Origin of the sequence: Microbacterium alkaliflavum (assembly GCF_044325405.1) — a bacterium.
GTDB classification, from domain to species: domain Bacteria; phylum Actinomycetota; class Actinomycetes; order Actinomycetales; family Microbacteriaceae; genus Microbacterium; species Microbacterium alkaliflavum.
The window spans coordinates 701,493-718,126 of sequence record NZ_JBIQWL010000002.1 but is presented as its reverse complement, the minus strand read 5'-3'; the positions used below and the strand labels follow the sequence as shown (position 1 = coordinate 718,126).

At 72.0% G+C, this 16,634-nt stretch carries 17 protein-coding genes and 1 tRNA gene; 8 read left to right on the top strand and 10 right to left on the bottom strand.

Going from position 1 to position 16,634, the window contains the following annotated elements:
- Nucleotides 1–22: 22 nt before the first annotated feature.
- From ACH3VR_RS08350 to idi, 7 genes are read right to left on the bottom strand one after another with little or no spacing between them, the layout of a single operon-like run.
- Nucleotides 23–916, bottom strand: a complete 894-nt coding sequence (locus ACH3VR_RS08350) for a prenyltransferase (RefSeq protein ID WP_396640289.1) — start codon at nucleotides 914–916, stop codon at nucleotides 23–25.
- Nucleotides 913–1,218, bottom strand: a complete 306-nt coding sequence (locus ACH3VR_RS08345; protein ID WP_396640288.1) for a lycopene cyclase domain-containing protein — start codon at nucleotides 1,216–1,218, stop codon at nucleotides 913–915. The genes ACH3VR_RS08350 and ACH3VR_RS08345 overlap by 4 nt, the downstream gene beginning before the upstream one ends.
- Nucleotides 1,215–1,565 (bottom strand): lycopene cyclase domain-containing protein, encoded by a 351-nt coding sequence (locus ACH3VR_RS08340; protein WP_396640287.1) that lies wholly within the window; start codon nucleotides 1,563–1,565, stop codon nucleotides 1,215–1,217. Before ACH3VR_RS08340 ends, ACH3VR_RS08345 begins: the two co-directional genes overlap by 4 nt.
- Before the next feature lies 1 nt (nucleotide 1,566).
- Entirely contained in the window at nucleotides 1,567–3,144 is a 1,578-nt protein-coding gene (gene crtI, locus ACH3VR_RS08335) for a phytoene desaturase family protein (RefSeq protein WP_396640286.1), read from the bottom strand.
- Nucleotides 3,141–4,010: a phytoene/squalene synthase family protein gene (locus ACH3VR_RS08330; protein WP_396640285.1), complete on the bottom strand. Its 870-nt coding sequence runs from the start codon at nucleotides 4,008–4,010 to the stop codon at nucleotides 3,141–3,143. Before ACH3VR_RS08330 ends, crtI begins: the two co-directional genes overlap by 4 nt.
- A complete protein-coding gene (locus ACH3VR_RS08325) occupies nucleotides 4,007–5,068 on the bottom strand; it encodes a polyprenyl synthetase family protein (protein WP_396640284.1) in 1,062 nt (353 codons plus the stop codon). The genes ACH3VR_RS08330 and ACH3VR_RS08325 overlap by 4 nt, the downstream gene beginning before the upstream one ends.
- Nucleotides 5,065–5,622 (bottom strand): isopentenyl-diphosphate Delta-isomerase, encoded by a 558-nt coding sequence (gene idi, locus ACH3VR_RS08320; protein WP_396640283.1) that lies wholly within the window; start codon nucleotides 5,620–5,622, stop codon nucleotides 5,065–5,067. Before idi ends, ACH3VR_RS08325 begins: the two co-directional genes overlap by 4 nt.
- A 120-nt stretch (nucleotides 5,623–5,742) precedes the next feature.
- Between idi and ACH3VR_RS08315 the strand changes: the two genes are divergently transcribed.
- Nucleotides 5,743–6,171 carry a MarR family winged helix-turn-helix transcriptional regulator gene (locus ACH3VR_RS08315; RefSeq protein WP_396640282.1) on the top strand — a complete coding sequence of 143 codons (429 nt, stop codon included), beginning with the start codon at nucleotides 5,743–5,745 and terminating at the stop codon, nucleotides 6,169–6,171.
- A gap of 123 nt (nucleotides 6,172–6,294) precedes the next feature.
- Entirely contained in the window at nucleotides 6,295–6,804 is a 510-nt protein-coding gene (locus ACH3VR_RS08310; protein WP_396640281.1) for a lipocalin-like domain-containing protein, read from the top strand.
- A gap of 73 nt (nucleotides 6,805–6,877) precedes the next feature.
- On the opposite strand, the gene ACH3VR_RS08305 is transcribed toward ACH3VR_RS08310, so the two are convergent.
- Nucleotides 6,878–6,951: transfer RNA gene (locus tag ACH3VR_RS08305), tRNA-Met, on the bottom strand.
- Nucleotides 6,952–7,042: 91 nt separating this feature from the next.
- Between ACH3VR_RS08305 and ACH3VR_RS08300 the strand changes: the two genes are divergently transcribed.
- Both ACH3VR_RS08300 and ACH3VR_RS08295 read left to right on the top strand, forming a co-directional pair.
- Entirely contained in the window at nucleotides 7,043–7,555 is a 513-nt protein-coding gene (locus tag ACH3VR_RS08300) for a DUF6328 family protein (RefSeq protein ID WP_396640280.1), read from the top strand.
- Nucleotides 7,552–8,355, top strand: a complete 804-nt coding sequence (locus ACH3VR_RS08295) for a carbon-nitrogen hydrolase family protein (RefSeq protein WP_396640279.1) — start codon at nucleotides 7,552–7,554, stop codon at nucleotides 8,353–8,355. The genes ACH3VR_RS08300 and ACH3VR_RS08295 overlap by 4 nt, the downstream gene beginning before the upstream one ends.
- Nucleotides 8,356–8,359: 4 nt before the next feature.
- Here the strand turns inward: ACH3VR_RS08295 and ACH3VR_RS08290 are convergent, their stop codons facing one another.
- Nucleotides 8,360–9,562, bottom strand: a complete 1,203-nt coding sequence (locus tag ACH3VR_RS08290) for an aminotransferase class I/II-fold pyridoxal phosphate-dependent enzyme (RefSeq protein WP_396640278.1) — start codon at nucleotides 9,560–9,562, stop codon at nucleotides 8,360–8,362.
- A gap of 98 nt (nucleotides 9,563–9,660) precedes the next feature.
- Between ACH3VR_RS08290 and ACH3VR_RS08285 the strand changes: the two genes are divergently transcribed.
- The 3 genes from ACH3VR_RS08285 to ACH3VR_RS08275 are packed head-to-tail and all read left to right on the top strand — an operon-like array spanning nucleotide 9,661 to nucleotide 14,098.
- Complete coding sequence (locus ACH3VR_RS08285) at nucleotides 9,661–11,337, top strand: S1C family serine protease (RefSeq protein WP_396640277.1); 1,677 nt, start codon at nucleotides 9,661–9,663, stop codon at nucleotides 11,335–11,337.
- A 44-nt stretch (nucleotides 11,338–11,381) separates the two neighbouring features.
- On the top strand, nucleotides 11,382–12,647 hold the full coding sequence (locus ACH3VR_RS08280) for a CDP-glycerol glycerophosphotransferase family protein (protein ID WP_396640276.1): 1,266 nt from the start codon (nucleotides 11,382–11,384) through the stop codon (nucleotides 12,645–12,647).
- The gene (locus tag ACH3VR_RS08275) at nucleotides 12,644–14,098 is read left to right on the top strand and encodes a CDP-glycerol glycerophosphotransferase family protein (protein ID WP_396640275.1); all 1,455 of its coding nucleotides are present in this window, start codon (nucleotides 12,644–12,646) and stop codon (nucleotides 14,096–14,098) included. Before ACH3VR_RS08280 ends, ACH3VR_RS08275 begins: the two co-directional genes overlap by 4 nt.
- 89 nt (nucleotides 14,099–14,187) lie before the next feature.
- Here the strand turns inward: ACH3VR_RS08275 and ACH3VR_RS08270 are convergent, their stop codons facing one another.
- Nucleotides 14,188–15,213, bottom strand: coding sequence for a glycosyltransferase (locus ACH3VR_RS08270; protein WP_396640465.1), 1,026 nt, complete (start codon nucleotides 15,211–15,213; stop codon nucleotides 14,188–14,190).
- 113 nt (nucleotides 15,214–15,326) lie between these two features.
- On the opposite strand from ACH3VR_RS08270, the gene ACH3VR_RS08265 reads away from it, so the two are divergent.
- On the top strand, nucleotides 15,327–16,601 hold the full coding sequence (locus ACH3VR_RS08265; protein ID WP_396640274.1) for a CDP-glycerol glycerophosphotransferase family protein: 1,275 nt from the start codon (nucleotides 15,327–15,329) through the stop codon (nucleotides 16,599–16,601).
- Nucleotides 16,602–16,634 lie beyond the last annotated feature (33 nt).

Below are 16,634 nucleotides of genomic sequence, written 5' to 3'. Positions count from 1 at the left end.
GCCGGGCGGATGACGCCCGGCCTCAGGTCGTCCGGAGCCAGTACCAGATGAGCAGCAGCGTGACGCCGAAGCCCGTGAGCTGGTTGAGCCACAGGAATCGACGCCAGCCGCGGGTCGCGGCATCCGCGGTGTCATCGGTGATGCCGCGGAACGGCCACACCGTCGCGAGATAGGGCAGAGCGAGCAGCGCCGCGAGCGGGCCCGGCCATGCCGTGACGAGCATGACGACTCCCGCCGCGGCGTAGCAGGCGAGCGCGAACCAGACGGTGAAGCGCGCGCCCCGGGCCGTCGCGATCGAGGAGATGCCCGCCTCGCGATCCGCGACGACGTCCTGCACGGCACCGAACGCGTGCGAGGCGATGCCCCACAGGGCGAAGGCGACGATGACGGCGATCAGCTGCCACGTCCACGCCGCCCCCGCGAGCACGAGGCCGTACACGGCGGGGGAGAAGAAGTGGATGCTGCTGGTCACCGAATCGGCGAACGGCCGTTCCTTCAGCCGCAGCGGCGGTGCGCTGTAGAACACGACGAAGAACAGGCTCGCAGCGAGCACGAGCCACGACGCGGGGGAGCCTGCGACGACGAGGAGGACGACGAACGGCAGGCACGACAGCGCCGACGCCCACAGCGTGACGGCGTGCATGCGTCGGTCGAGCACGGCGCCGTGCGCGCCGCCCTTGCGCGGGTTGCGCAGATCGGACTCGTAGTCGAAGACGTCGTTGATCCCGTACATCGCGAGGTTGTACGGGATGAGGAAGAAGATCGTGCCGACGATGAGCGTCGCGTCGATCTGCCTCGTGGTGAGCAGATACGCCGCCGCGAACGGGTAGGCCGTGTTGATCCAGCTGACGGGACGCGATGCCACGAACAGCTGCCGCACGACGGTTGCGGCCCGGAGGGGCTCGGTCGCGCTCACGGGTGCCGCCGTGCGGGCAGGAGCACGAAGACGCCGGGCACGAGGAACGCGGCGCACACGGGATAGGCGAAGTCCTCGAGCGGGGCGAGGCCGACGCGCAGACCGCTGATCTGGGCGGCGGGGTAGGTGAACAGGCCCGCCGCGATCATGAGGTTGTCGAAGACGGCGGTGAGCACCACCAGCACGATGGCGGCTATGGCCGAGGCCAGCATCCGCCGGCCGAACGCCGCGCGCGGGATCGTCGCGAGCGTCACGGCGAGGGTCGCGGCCGCGAAGGGGATGATGAGGAGTGCGTACGTCACCGCGACACCTCGCGGACGCTCCCGCGCGCTTCTGCGCGCCTCGCCTGGACCTTGCGCGCGCCTGCCCACGCGACGAGTCCGAGGTAGCACAGGAACGCGAGGAACACGGGCTCCTCGAGGGGGAGGTGGGGCGCCAGGTCGATGCCGATGAGCAGGGGGCTGTCGCCCTTCACGAACACGCCGGCGGCGATGCCGACGAGGTCCCACGCGAGGAAGAACGTCGTGCCGATCGCCACGGCGGCCAGGGTGCGACCCGCCGCGACCGGCAGCGCGAGCCGCCATCGGACATCGAGGACCATGATGCCCGCCAGCGACACGACGATCGCGGCGAGGTAGGCACCGGGCACGTCAGGCCCTCGCGGCGACGGGCTCGGGCAGGGGTCCCGGTGAGCGGTCTCCGCGCAGGCGCTTGACCACGAGCTCCGCCGAGATGAGGCACATCGGCAGTCCGATGCCGGGCAGCGTCGACGCGCCCGCGTAGAGCAGCCCGTCGACGCGCTTGGAGGCGTTGCGCGGCCGGAAGACGGCGCTCTGACCCAGCGTGTGCGCGAGCCCGAGCGCGTTGCCGCGCCATGCGTGCAGGTCGTGCTCGAAATCTCCGGGTGCGATCGTGCGGCGCACGGCGATGCGGTCCGCGAGGTCGGGGATGCCGCACCACTGTGCGAGCTGCGCGATCACGGCGTCGGCGGCCTTCTCGATGCGCGGGTCGCCGTCTCCGTCCTCACCGCCGCGGCCGAGCGAGGGATCGGCGGGCACGGGTACGAGCACGAAGAGATTCTCGTCGCCCTCGGGGGCGACGGTCGGGTCGGACGCGCTGGGGCGGCACACATACAGCGACGCGGGGTGCGGGATGCCGGGGCTCCGCCCGAAGATGCGCTCGAAGTTCGCGCGCCAGTCCTGCGTGAAAAGCAGCGTGTGGTGGGCGAGCTGCGGGAGCTTCCCACGCACGCCCAGCAGGACGAGCAGCGCACCAGGGCTCGGCGTGCGGGAGGCCCACCACTCCTCCGGGTAGGTCTGCAGGTCGCGGGGGAGGAGGGCCGTCTCGGTGTGGTGCAGGTCGGCGGTCGAGACGACGAGGTCGGCCTCGATCGTGCGCCCGTCGGCGAGTCGGACGCCCGTGGCCACCCCGTCCGCCGTCGCGATCCCGGCGACCTCCGCGCCGGTCTCCACGACGGCGCCGCGCGCACGGGCGAGACGCTCCACGGCCGCGATCACCTCCGCGAACCCGCCGCGCGGGTAGAGCACGCCCTCGTCGAGGTCGAGGTGGCTCATGAGGTGGTAGAGGCTCGGCACGCCGTACGGTGAGCCGCCGAGGAAGACCGCCGGGTAGCCGAGGATCTGCCGCAGGCGGGGATCGTCGAAGCGGCGCTCGATGTGGCTCGCGAGGGTGCGGGTCAGCAGCGGGGCGAGCCGCGGGAGACGCCGCAGCAGTGCGGGGTCGCGCAGCCCGGCCGTCGTCTCATACGGGTCGTACAGGAAGCGCGAGACGGCGAGGTCGTACGCGTCGGCGGCGGAATCGAGGTAGGCGTCGAGGGCGGCGCCCGCGCCGGGCTCGACGCGTTCGAAGAGGGCGGTCGCGGCATCCCTCCCCGAGACGACGTCGAGCGGCGTCGGGTCGCCCTCCGTGTAGAGCCGATAGGCGGGGTCGAGGCGCACGAGATCGAGCTCGTCGGCCGCCGTCGTGCCGAGCAGGCGGAAGAAGTGCTCGAACACCTCGGGCATGAGGTACCAGCTCGGGCCTGTGTCGAAGCGGAAGCCGTCGCGCTCCCACGAGCCCGCCCGCCCGCCGACCTCGCCGCGGGCCTCGAAGACCGTCGCCTGCCAGCCGTCGGCCGCGAGGAGGGCCGCCGTCGCGAGCCCCGCGATCCCTCCGCCGACGACGGCGACCGTGCCCGGATCGCGCCGGGCCGTGCGTGCAGGGCTCATGCTCGAACGCTCCGCGGGGCGAAGCCCAGCCAGGCGCGCGCGGCGAGGGCCGCCTTGACACCGTCCGGCACGCGCACCCGGGCGGCGGGGGCGGCGTCGCGGCGCAGACGATCGGCGAGCGCCGCGAAGAGGTCGTGGGCCGCGGTCACGGCGCGGCGGCAGTCCGTGGGGAGTCGGGGGATGACTGCCGCCGCGGCCGTGAGGTCGGCGTCGATGCGGGCGAGCACTTCTTCGCGGCTCGACGCGCCGAGGTAGTCGCGGCCGAGCGCCGCGGCGTCGTGGTCGAGGTCGCGGAGGAAGTTGACGTCCTGGAAGGCGGCGCCGAGCCTGCGGGCGCCGTCGACGAGGTCGCGATCGGGCTGGGTCGGCCTGGTGGCGCCGGCGTTGACGAACGTCTGCAGGCACATGAGTCCGATGACCTCAGCCGACCCGTACACATAGGCGTCGTGCGAGGCGCCGTCGTGCGTCGAGGTCGTGATGTCGGTGCGCATCGAGGCGAAGAACGGGCGGATGAGATCGGCGCCGATGCCGCACTCGCGGGCCGTGCGGGCGAAGGCGTGCACGACCAGGTTGGCGCTGAAGCCGCGTTCGACGGCCGCGAGCGTCTCCGCCTCGAGCTCGTCGAGCACGAAGCGCTCCGCCGCCGCGTCGAGGCCGGCGTCGGCGGCCGGCCCGTCCACGACCTCGTCGGCGATGCGCGCGAGGGCGTAGACGCTCCGCACGTGCGGGCGCACGCGCGGCCCCAGCATGCGGCACGCGAGGGCGAACGACGTGGAGTACGCGGTGATGACGGCGGTCGCGGCATCCCGTGCCGTCCTGTCGTAGAGGGCGAGGCCCGTCGGCTGCTCGTCGGTGCGCCGGCTCACGGCACGCGCTCCGAGACGGCGGCGACGAGCTCCTCGACGAGCCGGCGCGCGGCGGGCGGAAGCGACGGGTCTTCGGCGGCGTCGCGGGCCTCGGCGAGCGTGCCGGTGATGACCGCGAGCAGGCGCAGGCGCGCGCCGCTCTCGTCGAGCGCGCGCTGCGCCTCGCGCACGGCGACGGGGCCAGTGTGCGCGACCGCGAGCGCGTCGTTGACGCGGGACCAGGCGCCGGAGTCGCGCGCGAGCGCGACCAGGGGAGTGCGCTTGGCCTCGCGCAGATCGCCGCCCGTCTCGCGGCCCGCCTGCTCGGACGAGCCGAACGCGCCGATCAGATCGTCGACGAGCTGGAACGCGAGACCGAGGCGACCGCCGGCGCGCTGGAGCGTCGCGAGGGCGGCGGCATCCGCCCCCGCGAGCACTGCGCCCGCGCACAGCGGCGCGGTGAAGGAGTAGACGGCGGTCTTGTCGTGCGCCGCCTCGAGGAGCGCGTCGTGGTCGGCCCAGTCGACCGACACGGAGTGCTCGACATCGGCGAGCTCGCCCGCCGCAGAGACGAACACGGCGTCGTCCAGGAGTGCCAGGAGGGCGGCACGGCGGTCGGGCCCGACGTCGGCGAGGGCGACGAGCCGGCAGGCCTCGTGCAGCAGCAGGTCGCCGGCGAGGATCGCCGCCGCGTCGCCCAGCAGCGCCGCTCCGGAGGCATCCGCCCCGCGCGAGCGCGCCCGTTCCCGGAACTCGCCGCCGACATTCGGGATGCCGCGGCGCACGGTGTCGTGGTCGATGACGTCGTCGTGCACGACGAACGCCGTGTGGAGCAGCTCGAACGCCGCCGCGACGGGGAAGAGCGCCGGGGCGGTCTCGGGGTCGCCGCCGAACGCCTGGAAGGATGCGGCGACGAGGGCCGGCCGGAACCGCTTGCCTCCCGCCGAGGCGCGCGCGATGGCATCGCCGAGCGTCGGGAATCCGCCGCCGAGGGTCAGCGAGCGCGCGCGGATCCGGCCCACCGCGTCGTCGATCGCATCGTCGATCGCGGCTGCAGGGGCCGGGGCCAGCGCGATCATGATGCGCGGCGCCGTTCGTGCGGTCGAGAGCGGTCGAAGAGGTGCAGCTGCTCCGCCTGCAGCACGAGCCACGGGCTGAACGCCCAGGGCGTCGCCTCGAGGGATGCCGCGAGGTCGACCGGGTCGACCCACTGGGCCTCGACGACCTCCAGCGGATTGAGGACCGGCTCCTCGTGCGTGCGCGCCGTGTAGACGGGGCACAGCTCGTGCTCGACGATGCCGTTGACATCCGTCGCCCGGTAGCGGAAGAGGGGGAGGGCGAGCTCGATGTCGGTGAGGGTGATGCCGAGCTCGTAGTCGGCCCGGCGGTGCACGGCCGCGAGGACCGGCTCTGCGGGACGAGGATGTCCGCAGAAGGAGTTGCTCCACACGCCTGGCCACGTCGTCTTGCCGAGCGCGCGGCGCGTCACGAGCACCTGACCGTCGTCATTGACGACGTGGCAGGAGAATGCCAGGTGGAGGGCCGTCTCGGTGCCGTGCACGCTGCTCTTGAGAGCTGTGCCGATCTCGCGGCCGTCATCGTCGAGGAGGACGACGTGATCGGTGTCGGTCATGAATCCTCCAGATTCGCTAGTTTAGCTAGCAATATAGTGGTCTCGATGTTACAACGGGACGGAGGGGGTGTCCACATGTCCCAGCGATGGGTTCCCGAAACGGATCGTGACCATGCCGTCATGGACGTGCTCAGGGCCATCCGTGCGCTCGGCGACGCCATGGACCGCATGCACAGCGGCATGAAGGGCGACATGGACATGAACGCGACGGACGTCGCGGCCCTCCGGATGCTCATCATGCGCGAGCAGCGCGGCGAGGTCGTCAGTCCGCACGACCTCGCCGATCACCTCCGCATCTCGACGGCCTCGACGACCAAGCTCCTCGACCGCCTCACGGCGTCGGGCCATCTGGAGCGCCGCGCGCACCCGAGCGATCGCCGCGCGCGCGTCGTCGTGCTCACGCAGGCCTCGCGCGACGAGTTCTACCGGCATTTCGGCGAGCGGCTGCGTGCGATGCGCGGCGTCGCGGAGGGGTTCGACGACCGGGAGCTCGTCGTGGTCACGCGCTTCCTGCTGGAGCTGAGCGAGGCGCTCGACCCGTCCCAGTGAGGCGAACGCGGCAACCGCGGCCACGGTGTATCAGTCGGGCGGCCCGGCTCCTCCATATGAGGGAACCGGAGACTGCGTCTCCGGACCATCGGGTCCTCAGACCCCTCGCGCATCGGAGTCGCCATGAACACCTCTCGGATCGGCCTCGCCGTCGGCGCGCTCATGCTGGCGCTCATGCTGCCGGCCTGTGCGCCTGGGATTCCGCGGACCGATCCCCCCGGGCCTTCCCCGGCGGAAACCGGCGACGGGCCGACCACGCAGCCCGTCGCGCCGCCGATCCTGCAGCCGCTCGATCCCGCACTCGTGGGCGAGTGGCGAGTGAGCTCCTGGCTCGACAGCACGGGGTCCCAGGCTCTGTGGGAGATCTATCGGTTCACCGCCGACGGGCATTACCGGTACACGTTCTCGGAGTGCCGGTCGACGACCGAGTGCGCGCTCATCTCACAGGAGCAGGGAACCGCGCAGACCGCCGGTGGCGTGCTGACCCTGGTCCCGCAGACCGCCTCCGACGTCGGGACTCAGGAGTGGCCCTACGAAGTGGGATTCCTCGACCCCGAGATCACGGTCAGCCTCGAGCTCCATCTGCTCAACGCAGACGGATCCGTGCATCAGATCTTCTACGGCGACGCCTGAAGATGTGATGAAGCGCCCGATCAAGCACGGGAAATGGAAGAAGGCCCCGCTTCGCGGGGCCTTCTCCTCTTTGTTGCGGGGACAGGATTTGAACCTGCGACCTCTGGGTTATGAGCCCAGCGAGCTACCGAGCTGCTCCACCCCGCGGCACATGAGAAAGCCTATCACGGCTTTCTCATGGTCTTGAACGCGGCCGGATCAGGTTGCCCGACGGGGGTCGCGCAGGCAAGGTTGAGACATGTCTCCGGACCCCGACCTGGACCCTCGCGACGAGTTCCGCGACGGCCGTGACGAGACGCCGAACGAGCGCGCCGACCGCAACTGGGGAGAGGTGCTTCAGGAGTTCCGCGTGCTGCAGACCGGCACGCAGATCCTCACGGGCTTCCTCCTCGCGATCGCCTTCCAGTCGGGCTTCGACAAGCTCGATTCGGGCCAGCGGACGTTCTACCTCTTCCTCGTGGTGCTCGCGGCGCTGAGCGCCATCGTCGCGCTCTCGCCCGTCGCGCTGCACCGCATGCTCTTCCAGCGCCGGTTGAAGCGCCGCGTCGTCTCCTTCGGGCACGCGGCGCTCATCACGGCGCTCGCGACGGTCGGTCTGCTCACGGTCGGCGTCGTCGCGTTCATCTTCGACGTCGTCGTGGGTGACGCCGCCTCGACCTTCGTCGCGGTCGTGCTCGCGATCGTCATCGTGATCCTGTGGCTCATCACCCCGTTCCTCATGCGTCGCCGGCGAGAGGAGGACGGGCAATGACCGGATTCGGCCTGGCCGTCGCGCAATTCGCGCCCACGGCGGATGCGGCCGCCAACATCGAGCTCATCGCGCGGCTCGTCGAGACGGCCTCCCGCCGCGGCGCCCGCGTCGTCGTGCTGCCCGAGTACTCCAGCTACTTCGTCGACCCTTTCGACGAGTCGCTGGCCGCGCACGCTCAGGAGGTCGACGGACCCTTCACCCGGGCGCTCACGGCCCTCGCGACCGAGCACGACGTCGTCGTCGTGGCGGGGCTGCTCGAGCGAGCCGGCGACGCGCGGCGCGTGCGCAACACGGTCGTCGCGGTGGATGGGACGGGCGTCGTCGCGCGCTATCGCAAGCTGCACCTCTACGACGCCTTCGGGCAGCGCGAGTCCGACTGGGTCGAGCCGGGCGAGCTCGGACAGCCCGAGACGTTCGAGCTGGGCGGCCTACGCTTCGGCCTCATGACGTGCTACGACCTGCGATTCCCCGAAGTGGGCCGGCTGCTCGTCGACGCGGGCGCGGACGTCTTCCTCGTGCCCGCCGAATGGGTGCGCGGCCCCCTCAAGGAGAACCACTGGTCGACCCTGATCCACGCCCGGGCGATCGAGAACACCGTCTTCGTCGCCGCCGCCGACCATCCGCCGCCCCTCGGCGTCGGCAACTCGATGGTCGTCGATCCGCAGGGGGTGCAGCTCGCCTCGGTGGGCACCGCGACGGACGTCGCGGTGGCGCATCTCGATTCCGAGGCTGTCGAGCGCGTGCGGCGCGTCAACCCGGCTCTGGCGTTGCGGCGCCTGCGCGTCACGCCGCGAGGCTGAGACCTCAGCGCGCGAGCGAGGAGAGTCGGGATGCCGCCTCCTGGAGCACCTCGACGCGTTTGCACGCGGCGAATCGGACGAGCGTCGCGTACTGCGCCCTCCGCTCGGGCGACGCGAACGCCGTGAGGGGGATCGCCACGACCCCGGCGCGGTGCGGGAGCGCGCGGCAGAATTCGGCGGCATCCGTCGCACCCAGGGGAGCGGCATCCACCACGGTGAAGTAGGAGCCCGAGGGCACCGATACCTCGAAGCCCGCGGCCCGCAGGCCTTCGCCGAGGAGGTCGCGCTTTGCGCGGAGCGCGTCGGCGACACCCGCGAAGTAAGCGTCGGGCAAGCGCAGGCCCGCCGCGATCGCGGGCTGGAAGGGGGCGCCGTTCACGTAGGTGAGCCACTGCTTGACCGCGAGCACCGCGTCGATGAGATCGGCCGGACCGGTCGCCCAGCCGATCTTCCAGCCCGTCGTGGAGAACGTCTTGCCGCCCGACGAGAGAGAGACCGTGCGGTCCCAGGCGCCGGGCAGCGTCGCGATCGGCACATGCGGCTCACCGAACACGAGGTGCTCGTACACTTCGTCGGTCACGATGAAGGCATCGTGCCGCTCGGCCAGCGCGACGATCTCGCGGCGCACCTCGGCGTCGAAGACCGCGCCCGTGGGATTGTGCGGGTCGTTGAGGAGGATGATGCGCGTGCGATCGGTGACGGCATCCCGAAGCCGATCGAGATCCGGCTGGAAGTCGGGCCACCGCAGCGGCACCGTGACCAGCCGCGCGCCCGACAGCGCGACGACGGCGGCGTAGGAGTCGTAGTGAGGCTCGAAGACCACCACTTCGTCATCGGGCCCGTCCACGAGGGCGAGCAGTGTCGCCGCGAGCGCTTCGGTCGCGCCCGCCGTGACGAGCACCTCGCGCGCCGGGTCGAGCGTGAGCCCGTAGAAGCGATGCTGGTGCTCCGCGACGGCGGAGAGCAGATCCGGGATGCCACGCCCCGGCGGATACTGGTTGACCCCGCGAGAGATGGCCGAGCGGGCGGCCTCCAGCACCTCGTCAGGGCCGTCCTCGTCGGGGAAGCCCTGACCGAGATTGAGGGCGCCCGTCTGCGCCGCGAGGGCGCTCATCTCGGCGAAGATGGTAGGGCGTGCTACACCATCCGGCCCGATGAGTCCCGCACCGGCAGCGGCGCGCCGCCAGGCGCCGGGAATGTCTCGCATCCGGTTCACGCTACTCGCATAGTGTCGTCCCAACGGGGCCATAGGCAATGCACAGAATTGCCCGCCAGAGTGAAATTGCTTGTCCAGAAGGAGCAATCATGAGCGACACCACGGGCGACCGCCCCGCCGACCAGACCCCCGAGAACGCCGTTCCCACCCCGCCTGCTCCGCCCGCGCAGACCCCTGCCGCTCAGGCGCCTCAGGCGCCCGTCCCGCCGCAGCAGCCGGCCGCACCGCAGCAGCCCGCCGCGCAGAGCCCGGTGGCGCCGCAGCAGCCCGCCGCGCCCCAGCCGCCGATGGCGCCCCAGCCGCAGCAGCACGTCGGCTACCTCCCGCCGTCGCCGCAGGCCGCGGGCTGGCACGCCCCGGGTCAGGCTCCCGCGGGCGCCTACCCCCAGCAGCCCTACGGCGCTCCTCGCCCGCAGACCTACGCCGGCCAGCCGCAGCAGCCGGGTCAGCCGCAGCACCCCGGCCAGCCGCAGTACGCGTCGTCGTTCGGGCCCGGCGCCACGCAGCCGACCGCCCCGGTCGCCCCCGCCACGGGGACGACCACGACGCAGCCCAAGCAGAAGTCGGGCGGCGCGGGCAAGGTCGTCGGCCTCATCATCGCCGCTGCCATCGTCGGCGGCGCCGCGGGCCTGGGCGGCTCGTTCGCCGGTGCGAACCTCTTCGCCTCCGACGCGGCGAGCCCGGCCGCCGGCCCGACCACGGTGACCGTCAACAACACCGACTCCGTCAACCAGACCACCGCGATCGCCGCCAAGGTCGTGCCGAGCGTCGTCACGATCGAGGCCGCGAGCGGCTCGAGCGGCGGCACCGGCTCGGGCGTCATCCTCACGAAGGACGGCTACGTCGTCACCAACACGCACGTCGTCACGCTCGACGGCGCGACGGCCGACGCGACGCTGCGCGTCACGACGTCGGACGGCCACGTGTACGACGCCACCGTGGTCGGCACCGACCCGACCTACGACCTCGCGGTCATCAAGCTCAAGGACGCCTCGGGCCTGACGCCGATCGAGTTCGCCGACTCGTCGAAGCTCAACGTCGGCGACGGCACCGTCGCCGTCGGCGCGCCCCTCGGCCTCTCGAACAGCGTCACGACGGGCATCGTGAGCGCCCTCAACCGCTCGATCCAGATCGCCTCGTCGGCCGCGCCCGACTCGGGCGACTCGGGCGACCAGAGCCAGACGCCCGACCAGGGTCAGAACGGTCCGTTCTACTTCGACTTCGGTCAGGGCCAGACGCAGCAGCAGCAGGCGACCGAGACGATCTCGCTGGCCGTCGTGCAGACCGACGCCGCCATCAACCCCGGCAACTCGGGCGGCGCGCTCGTCGACGACGAGGGCAAGCTCATCGGCGTCAACGTCGCCATCGCGACCGCGGGCTCGTCCAGCGGCGGGCAGTCGGGCAACATCGGCGTCGGCTTCTCGATCCCGTCCGACATCGTCAAGCGCATCAGCGACGAGCTGGTCAAGGACGGCAAGGCCACGCACGGTCTGCTCGGCGCGAGCGTCAAGCCCGCGGCATCCGTCGACGGTGCGACCATCACGGGTGCCTACATCCAGGAGATCGTCTCGGGCGGCGCGGCCGAGGCCGCAGGCCTGAAGGCGGGCGACGTCGTCACGGAATTCAACGGTGTGCCGATCACCGACTCGACGGACCTCACCGCGCAGGTGCGCGCCCTCGCGGGCGGCAGCAAGGCCACGCTCACGTACGTGCGCGACGGCAAGTCGCAGACCGCCGAGGTGACGCTCGGCACCCTCGGCGAGTAGGCCCCGCTCAGGGAACGGACGCCACCCCGCGATAGGCTCGCGGGGTGGCGTCCTTCTCTTTCGGCGCGGGAAACGCGGCGAAGCTGACCCGCCTCCCGCTGCACCTCGCCGGACGCCTCCTCACCCTCGTCGTGCCCCGCTCGAGCGATGGATGGGTGTTCGGCTGCGCCGTCGGGATCGCCGACGGCGCCCTCGCGCTCTGGAACGTCGCGGAGGCCCGTGGTCAGCGCGCCGTGTGGCTCGTGGGGGACCGCCGGCAGGCACGGGATGCCGCGGCCCGCGGCATCCCGCATGCCATGAAGCACTCCCTCTGGGGCCTGTGGCTCACCGCCCGCGCGCGGGTCGTGGTCGTCACGCACGGCTTCGGCGACGTCAACCGCTACACCGTCCCGGGCGCGTTCGTCGTCCAGCTGTGGCACGGCATCCCACTCAAGCGCATCGGCCTGGACTCCCGAGAGACGCTGCGGCCGCCCGCTGCGCTCGGGCACGGCATCCTGTCGCTCCTCACGCGCCGGGTCCTCGGTGTGGCCTACCGGCTGACGGCGCGCCGCATCCGCGTGCTGCCCGCCGCGTCGCACCTCGTGCGCGGACGCCTCGAGTCGGCGTTCGGCCTGAGCGACGCCCGTGTGCCCGTCACCGGCGAGCCACGCGTCGATGTGCTGTCGCAGGGCACCCCGGAAGGCCGTCGCTCCGCCGCGCGCGCGATCGTCGACGCCGTGACCGGTCCCCTCGATCCCGCGACGCGGCTCGTGCTCTACGCGCCCACGTGGCGCGACGGCGAGCCCGATCCGGCTGTGCCGTCCGATGACGAGTGGGGCGCGATCGTCGACGTCCTGACCCGTCGCGACGCCGTGCTGCTCGTGCGGTCGCACCCGCTCGGCGCGGGGGAGTACCGGCCGCCTGTCCTGACCGATCGCGTGCGGGGCCTCGGCAGCGGCGCCGTGCCCGACGTGACCCCCGTGCTGCCCGGACTCGACGCGCTCGTGACCGACTACTCGTCGCTCGTGTTCGACTCGTCGCTCGTGCCGCTTCCCGTGGTCTTCCTCGCGCCCGATGTGTCCGCCTATGCGCGGCGGCGCGGCTTCTACGGGACGTACGGCGACGTGGCAGGCGACGACTGGACGGCCGACTGGACGCATGCCGCGCGGCGCCTCGATGCGCTGCTCGGCGACGAGGCCGTTCGCGCAACCGCCCTCGAGCGCGCGCACGCGCTCGACGCGCGTGTGCACGCGTTCCGCGACGGGGGCAACGCCGAGAGGGTGTACCGTGCCATCCTGGCCGGCCTGGGCCAGAGGAGAGGTCGACGATGACCGACGCGCGCTTCACGACCGAGGCGGGCCCTTCGCTCGTGCTCTCAGGCGTCGGCCCGCGCCCGGCCTCCGTCGAGCTCGTCGGTGCACGCGCGCACGTCGTGGCCCAGCTGAGCGGCCGCGGCAAGACCTGGCGCGCCGTGCTGCCGCTGCGCGCATCGCGCTGGGGCGGCGCCGAGCTGCCGCTTCCCGCCGGCGACTACCCCCTCGTGATCGAGACGGCCGCCGACGCGCCCGCGATCGAGCCCGCGCCGTCGCTGCCGCTCGTGCAGCTCGGCACGCTGCGTGCGTCGTTCGACGGCACGACGGTGCGCGTCGGCCCGCCCATCGACCCCGCATACGACTCCGGCGAGGGCCAGGACGCCCTCGAGCGCCGCTATGCGACGCGCCCCGGCGGTCTCGAGAACGCGGTGTTCTTCGAGAGCTTCTACGGCCGCAATGCGAGCTGCAATCCGCTCGCGATCGACCGCGAGCTGGCGCGTCGGCTGCCCGGGCTCACGCGGTACTGGAGCGTCGTCGACCTGTCGGTGCAGGTGCCTGAGGGAGCGATCCCCGTGGTCGAGGGAAGCCCCGACTGGTGGCGCGCGCGAGGCGCCGCCCGGCTCCTCGTCGTCAACGACTGGCTGCGCCGCCGGTTCTCGCGGCGGCCGGGCCAGGTGGTGCTGCAGACGTGGCACGGTACGCCGCTCAAGCGGCTCGCCCTGCACCGCCCCGGCTTCGACCCGCGGCGGATGGCCGCCGTCGTGCGCGAGTCGCGCCGCTGGAACATCCTCCTCGCGCAGAATCCCTATGCCTCGCGCATCCTCGGCAAGGCCTACGCGTTCCTCACGCGCCCCATCTGGGTCGAGGGGTACCCGCGCAACGACGTGCTCACGACGGGCGACGGCGCCGCGACGAGGCTCGCACTCGGCATCCGCCCCGAGGACCGGGTCGTGCTGTACGCGCCGACGTGGCGCGACGACCGGTCCGAGATCGTCGACTTCGTCGACCCCGTGCGACTGGCCGCCGACACCGATTCCGTCGTGCTCGTGCGCGGGCACTCCCGCACGCTGCTTCCGGGGAAGGATGCCGCCGGCCCCCGCGTGATCGATGTGACGGGCTTCCCCGACACCTCGCTGCTGCTGCTGGCCGCCGACGCGCTCGTCACGGACTACTCGTCGGTCATGTTCGACTTCAGTGTCACGGGCAAGCCCATGTACTTCCTCGTGCCCGACATGGAGCACTACCGCGGCGAGCTGCGCGGCTTCTACTTCGACCTCGTCGAGCATGCTCCCGGGCCCGTCGTGCGCACGCAGGAGGAGCTCGTCGCCGAGCTGACGGCGGGCGACCCCACCCGCTTCGCCGCGAAGTACCAGGATTGGCGGGCGAAGTTCAATCCCCGCGACGACGGCCGCGCTGCCGAGCGTGTCGTCGACCGGATCCTCGACCAGGGCCTGATCATCCGTTCCTAGGTCGCTCAGCCGCGGTGTGTCGGCCGTGTCGTGCGCGCTGCCGAGCGTGTCGTCGACCGGATCCTCGACCAGGGCCTGATCATCCGTTCCTAGGGCAGCGGCGTGTTGCGGTCGCCGAGCCTCGACGTGTCGACCGTGTCGTGCGCTCCGCGGGCCACGCCCGCGAGGAAGCCCGCACCCCACGAGACGTGCATCGTCGGCAGCACGGCGGCCGTCCAGAGCTTGTCGCGCCAGCCCTTGCCCCCGCCCGGGCCGATCGCCCACGCCGCGATGAGGAGGACGTACGCGATCACGGGCAGATAGACCAGGGATGCCGCGACCGACCACCAGCCCGAAAGCACGCCGGTGAGCTGCAGGATGCCCACGACGAGGCTGATGGCGAGCGCCGCGACGAGCGCGGGGGGAGCGAAGAACCGCAGCGAGTTGCCGCGGCCGAAGCGTCGCACGAGCTCGCCGCGCCAGCGCCCGGTCGCGTGGAACTGGCGCGCGAGCCGCGACCAGCTCTCGCGCGGCCAGTAGGTGACCGACAGCGACGGGTCGAACCACACGCGATAGCCGGCGCGGCGGATGCGGAGATTGAGCTCCCAGTCCTCGCCGCGCCGGATCGACTCGTCGAACAGGCCCACCTCGTCGAGGACGGCGCGGCGCATGACGCCGAGGTAAGCCGACTCGGCCTCGCCCTCGTGCGTCCCGCCGTGGTACGCCCCGCCGCCGAGACCGACGGGGGAGTTGTATGCGCGGGCGACGGCGCGCTGGAAGGGAGATCTTCCGTCGGCGCGCATGACCCCGCCCACGTTGGCGGCGCGCACGCGGTCGAGGGTCGCGAGCGCGCGCCGCGTGTAGCCGGGCTCGAGCTCGGAGTGCGCGTCGACCCGCACGACAGTCGGATAGCGGCCCGCCCGGATCGCCAGGTTGAGGCCGGCCGGGATGTCCGCCGCGGGGTTGTCGACGAGCTCGATGCGCGGGTCATGGGCGGCCAGCTCGCGCGCGAGGTCGTTCGTGCCGTCGTTCGAGGGCCCGAGCGCGAGGATCAGCTCGGACGGGCCGTCGACCTCCTGAGCCAGTACGGTCTCGACGGCGCGGCGGAGATAGCCCTTCTCGTTGAGGACGGGCATGACGAAGCTGACACCCGCACCGCTCGGGACCACCGGCGCGTCCTTGCGCCGCCCGGGCTCTGTCGAATGCACCCGTCGATCATGGCATGCGGGCCCGCCGGTAGGCTGAAGGCGTGGGATTGGTCTCGGATGCACGCAACGCCACCACGCTCCTGAAGAAGGCCCTGGCCAGTCGCACGGCGGTTCAGGACGTCCGGCGCATGCTCGCGGTGCGGCCGCAGCATCCCCTTCACCACTACAAGGTGGCCGTCTACTTCGCCGACGGCGCGGTGAACATGTACCAGATGCGGCAGTGGTACAAACCGCTCGCCGAGCTGTCGAAGCGGTGGCCCGTCGTCGTGCTGAGCCGCTCCGCGACGGGCGCGCAGGCGCTGCTCGCGGAGGACGCGCCCCCCGTCGCCTTCGTCCCCACCGTGCGCGACCTCGAGCGCTTCATCGCCACGCAGGACATCCGCGTCGTGCTGTACGTCAACCAGAACACCCGCAACTTCCAGATGTTCCGGTACGGCCGCCGGTGGCATGTGTTCATCAACCACGGCGAGTCCGACAAGATGTACATGACCACGAACCAGTTCAAGGCGTACGACTACGCCCTGATCGCGGGGGATGCCGCGCGCGAGCGCCTGTCGCGCGTGCTGTGGGACTACGACCTCGACGCGCGCACGATCCAGATCGGGCGCCCGCAGGCCGACCACTACTCGGGTGCGCTCCCGTATTCGCCAGATGAGCGCACCGTCGTGCTGTACGCCCCGACATGGGAGGGCGACCGCCCGTCGGCGCACTACGGCTCGGTCGTCACGCACGGCGAGGCGCTCGTGAACGCCCTCATCGCGACCAGGCGCCATCGCGTCATCTACCGGCCGCATCCGCGTTCGGGCGTCGTCGCCCCGGCCTACGGGGCGGCCAACCAGCGCATCATCGCAGCGCTCGCGGCGGCGAATCGCGCCGACCCCGGCGCCGAGCACATCTACGACGACGGGCCCGACCTGGGCTGGCAGCTGGCCGCCGCCGACGTCGCCGTCGTGGACATCTCCGCGATGGTCTACGACCGGCTCGCGGCGGGCAGGCCGCTGCTCATCACGCGGCCCGCCGATCCCGCCGCGATCGTCGACACGCACGGCTACCTCTCGGCGTGCGAATGGCTCGACGCGACCGACGCGCCGGCGATCGTGGATCAGACCGAGAGGGTGCTGAGCGATCCGGATGCCGTCGCCCGCCTGACCGAGTGGGTCGACCGCTATTTCGGGGACGCCTCGCCAGGTGCGGCGACTCGCAGGTTCCACGCCGCCATCGGCCGGCTCATGAGCCAGTGGGAGATCTGGCACGCCTCGGCGACAGACGACGAGCTCGACGAGGACGAAGAGGACGAAGCCGACCTCGACGAGTAGGTCGGGCCTGATCGACCCTCAGCCGACCGCGGC